Here is a 3,717-nt window from a genome sequence, read left to right on the forward strand (position 1 = left end):
ATTCCGGCTTAGCTCAGTTGGTAGAGCACCTGACTGTTAATCAGGTTGTCGTCAGTTCGAGTCTGACAGCCGGAGTAAGTAGTCTCATTTTATGGAGTGTTGTCCGAGTGGTTGAAGGAGCATGATTGGAAATCATGTATACGGGCATTACCTGTATCGAGAGTTCGAATCTCTCACACTCCGCTAGAGACTACAAAAAATTCAAATGTCTGAGTAAAAAAGTTCTTGCATTAAATGCCAAGAACTGGTATATTAATAAACGTGCTCAGATATGAGATCTGACCCGTTGGTCAAGTGGTTAAGACACCGCCCTTTCACGGCGGTAACATGAGTTCAAATCTCGTACGGGTCATGAACGGAGGATTAGCTCAGCTGGGAGAGCATCTGCCTTACAAGCAGGAGGTCACAGGTTCGAACCCTGTATCCTCCATCGTTCGACAGACTACCGTTAGGTAGTCTTTTTTTTCTGTAAAAATTTATCGAACGTTAATCAAGATCGGTTAAGGTCCCGAAAGGATTCATAAATCATGTGAAGATGCCTTGTAACCGAAAGAGTATTTTTTAGGGGGACTCTATGAAAAAGGAAAAGAGATTATTTACTTCAGAATCTGTATCAGAAGGACATCCAGATAAAGTGGCAGATCAAATTTCAGATGCTATTTTAGATGCTATTTTAGAAAAGGATCCATATGGTAGAGTAGCGTGTGAAACTACTGTAACTACAGGTTTAGTTCTAGTAGTTGGTGAAATATCTACATCAGCATATGTTGATATTCAAAGTATTGTAAGAAAAACAATCCTTGAAATTGGTTATGATAAGCCTGAATTGGGTTTTGATGGAAATAATTGTGCTATCTTGGTTGATATTGATGAACAATCTTCTGATATTGCCGGCGGGGTAGATGAATCATTAGAAGTTAGAGATAATGCTAATGATACTGATGATTTGGATAAAATCGGAGCTGGCGATCAAGGATTGATGTTTGGTTTTGCAATTAATGAAACTCCAGAATTAATGCCATTACCAATTTCTTTAGCACATAAATTAATGAGAAAAGTCGCAGAGTTAAGAAAAGATGGGACTCTTGAATGGTTAAGACCAGATGCTAAAGCTCAGGTTACTGTTGAATATGATGAAAACGATAAGCCAAAACGCGTTGACACTGTTGTAATTTCAACTCAAACAGATGACAAAGTTAAAAATGATGAAATATATAATGCCATGCTTGAGATGGTCATTAAACAGGTCATTCCTTCAAAATATTTAGATGATAAAACAAAGATTTTGATTAATCCTTCAGGGCGATTTGTTATTGGAGGTCCTAAGGGAGATTCTGGTTTGACTGGAAGAAAAATTATTGTTGATACCTATGGTGGTTTTGCTCGTCATGGTGGTGGAGCTTTCTCAGGAAAAGATCTGACCAAGGTAGATAGAAGTGCCAGTTATGCTGCAAGATATGTTGCTAAAAATATCGTTGCTGCTGGATTAGCCGATAGATGTGAAATTCAACTCGCTTATGCCATTGGTGTTGCGCATCCAGTTTCTATCATGGTTGACACTGCTGGAACTGGAAAAGTAGAAGATGATTTACTGGTTGAAGCAATAAGAAATACTTTTGATCTTCGTCCAGCAGGTATTATCAAAATGCTAAATCTAAGAAGACCTATCTATCGTCAAACTGCAGCTTACGGTCATTTTGGTAGAACGGATGTGGATTTACCATGGGAACATACCGATAAGGTTGATGAACTAAAAGACTATGTGTCAAAACATTCGAATTAATTAAAGGAAAAAATAAATGAAAAAAACAAACGTGCCGATAACCACGCTTGCGATTTTTATGACAACTTTTATGACTGCCATTGAGGGGACGATTGTTTCAACTGCTATGCCAACAATTGTTGCTGATTTAAATGGTTTAGAAATAATGAACTGGGTGGTATCAGTATTTCTCTTAATGACAGCTATATCTACACCTTTATATGGAAAACTGGCTGATCGAATCGGAAGAAAGCCAGTTTTTTTAATAGGTATTGCCTTATTTATCGTAGGTTCTTCTCTATGTGGCTTAGCTCAAAATATGGTTGAACTGATATTATTTAGAATAATTCAAGGCTTAGGCTCTGGAGCAATCCAGCCAGTTGCAGTAACTATTATTGCGGATCTATATGCTTTAGAAAAAAGAGCAAAAATGCTTGGGCTTAATTCTGGATTTTGGGGAGTTGCATCAGTCATTGCACCATTACTGGGGGGATTTATTGTCCAGCATCTTTCCTGGCACTGGGTATTTTATATTAATGTTCCAATAGGTATTATTGCGTTCCTTCTAGTTCAATTGTTCTTTAGTGAGAAAAAACGCTCAGTAGATTCCCATTTAGATTTTAAGGGCGTTTTATCATTAGTGGTATTATTACTTGCTTTGATGATTTTTTTACAAGAATTGAGTACGCCACACTCTAGCTGGTTATTGATTATTCTGGGTGTCATTAGTATTATAGCTGCAATAGCATTTTACAAAAGTGAAAAAGTGGCTGAAGATCCATTATTGCCTTTAGGAATGCTTAAAGATCGAGAATTTCTTGCAATTAACTTGATAACGCTTTTTGTTTCTGGGGTAGTTATTGGCTTTGAATTCTATATTCCAACTTGGATGCAGGGAATAAATGGTACAAATGCATCTTTAGCGGGATTTGCAGTTACTCCAAGTTCATTGATGTGGATTGTTGGTTCCTTCCTAGTAGGGTCAGCTCTTGGAAAATTTGGTATAAAAAAGACTTATGATTACATGTTGTTGATCTTAGTATTAGCAGATATGGTTATCTTAATGCTCCCAATGAATACTAATTTTTGGGTATTCTGTATAATTGCAGCATTTAACGGAGTAGCTTTCGGAATTATAACTACAGCTTCTCAGGTACGCTCTCAAATTTTAGTTAGCTCTGACAAAATAGGAGTTGCTACTAGTTTTAATACCTTAATGAAGTATGTAGGACAAACCATGATGGTTTCTGTTTATGGAATTACATTCAACTTAGTGATTGGTCAACATCTGTCTCGTCATTCAGATGTGACCCAAGATATGATGAATAAAATTGTTTCTTCACAAATGGCAAAAGAACTACCAGTAAATTTGATTCCTCAATTGCGTTCTATATTACTATCTGGCTTAAAAAGCGTGTATTGGGCATCAATGGTCATTATTATTATTTCGTTATGTATAAATCAAACCTATAAAAAAAGATTTAGATAATTCTAAATCTTTTTTTGATAAATTAAATATTGATAAATAGTTAGAATTAGAAACAAATAGAATAGAGCTTCTAAAAATCCACCTAATACATCTGATGGATAATGAACATGCAAGAAAATTCTGGTATAACCGATAAGTAAAGGCATTAGTGATAAGATAATAATCAAAATACTCTTAAGCCAATTTTTCTTTACTGCAAAAATCGTTAATACAATCAAAACACCGCAAAAAGCACAACTACCGACTGAATGTCCGGAAGGAAAGCTATATCCTCCAGCATAGATTAAATGCTTAACACTGGGACGGGGACGCTGAATAATATTTTTTAAAATCCAATTGCTTAAATTTGCAAAAATCATCACTGTAGCTAAAAAAGCTGCATAAATATTTTTCTTAGCAATTAATAAGATTAAAAATAGGATGACTGTAATAGTGGTTATTGTGCTTGTATTTCCCAATATAGTAA

3 protein-coding genes, 4 tRNA genes and 1 riboswitch are annotated in these 3,717 nt (G+C 35.6%); of the genes, 6 read left to right on the forward strand and 1 reads right to left on the reverse strand.

Features of this window, described 5'->3' with window-relative positions:
* Window positions 1-2: 2 nt before the first annotated feature.
* From Q0Y70_RS09675 to Q0Y70_RS09700, 6 genes are all read left to right on the forward strand, one after another.
* Window positions 3-75 (forward strand) — tRNA-Asn (locus Q0Y70_RS09675).
* Window positions 76-93: 18 nt separating this feature from the next.
* A tRNA-Ser gene (locus Q0Y70_RS09680) sits at window positions 94-183 on the forward strand.
* A gap of 97 nt (window positions 184-280) precedes the next feature.
* Window positions 281-352, forward strand: a tRNA-Glu gene (locus Q0Y70_RS09685).
* A gap of 5 nt (window positions 353-357) precedes the next feature.
* Window positions 358-430 (forward strand) — tRNA-Val (locus Q0Y70_RS09690).
* Between the two features lie 65 nt (window positions 431-495).
* A riboswitch (SMK box riboswitch) is annotated at window positions 496-577 on the forward strand.
* Window positions 575-1,783 (forward strand): methionine adenosyltransferase, encoded by a 1,209-nt coding sequence (metK, locus tag Q0Y70_RS09695; protein ID WP_297820456.1) that lies wholly within the window; start codon window positions 575-577, stop codon window positions 1,781-1,783. Its footprint overlaps the riboswitch before it by 3 nt.
* Before the next feature lie 16 nt (window positions 1,784-1,799).
* Window positions 1,800-3,251: an MDR family MFS transporter gene (locus Q0Y70_RS09700; protein ID WP_297820460.1), complete on the forward strand. Its 1,452-nt coding sequence runs from the start codon at window positions 1,800-1,802 to the stop codon at window positions 3,249-3,251.
* Between the two features lie 2 nt (window positions 3,252-3,253).
* Here the strand turns inward: Q0Y70_RS09700 and Q0Y70_RS09705 are convergent.
* Window positions 3,254-3,717: phosphatase PAP2 family protein (locus Q0Y70_RS09705; RefSeq protein WP_297820463.1), on the reverse strand; the 464-nt coding region annotated here is incomplete at its 5' end.

This window comes from uncultured Lactobacillus sp. (genome assembly GCF_947367085.1).
In the GTDB taxonomy this organism is placed as follows: Bacteria; Bacillota; Bacilli; order Lactobacillales; family Lactobacillaceae; genus Lactobacillus.

What these genes read in the sequence shown, in the direction of transcription:
- metK (WP_297820456.1), top strand. Translation starts at nt 575, where the DNA reads ATGAAAAAGGAAAAGAGATTATTTACTTCAGAATCTGTATCAGAAGGA.
- Q0Y70_RS09700 (WP_297820460.1), top strand. Translation starts at nt 1,800, where the DNA reads ATGAAAAAAACAAACGTGCCGATAACCACGCTTGCGATTTTTATGACA.